This window comes from Vibrio sp. 1402, assembly GCF_033340275.1.
In genome coordinates, this window is the sequence record NZ_JAWOWE010000423.1 from 1 (window position 1) to 611 (window position 611).

1 protein-coding gene is annotated in these 611 nt (G+C 49.8%); it reads left to right on the forward strand.

The window, feature by feature from the left end:
• Positions 1-611, forward strand: a 611-nt coding sequence (locus tag R7044_RS26455; RefSeq protein ID WP_263857063.1) for a thiamine pyrophosphate-dependent enzyme, incomplete at both ends; no start/stop codon positions are given.

The window sequence follows — 611 nt, forward strand, 5'->3', positions numbered from 1 at the left end:
GATCCAACAACGTCTTGAGTCTGTCGTAGGCCAGCCATCATTCAACCAAGATGAAAAACGCACGTTCCTTGAAGAGTTGACTGCAGCGGAAGGCCTTGAGCGTTATTTAGGCGCAAAATTCCCTGGTGCGAAGCGATTCTCTCTAGAAGGTGGTGATGCGCTTATCCCAATGACGAAAGAACTGATTCGTCATGCGGGTAAGAGTGGCATGCGTGAAGTGGTTATTGGTATGGCTCACCGTGGTCGTTTGAACATGCTGGTGAACGTACTGGGTAAGAAACCACAAGATCTATTTGATGAGTTCGCGGGTAAGCACGATGAAACGTGGGGTACCGGTGACGTTAAATACCACCAAGGTTTCTCTGCAGACTTCGCAACTCCTGGTGGCGATGTTCACTTAGCGCTTGCGTTTAACCCATCTCACTTAGAAATCGTAAACCCAGTGGTTATCGGTTCCGTGCGTGCACGTCAAGACCGTTTGGGTGACAACCACGGCAGCAAAGTTCTTCCTATCACTATTCATGGTGACTCTGCGATTGCTGGCCAAGGTGTAGTGGCTGAAACGTTCAACATGTCACTTGCTCGTGGTTTCTGCGTTGGCGGTACGGTTC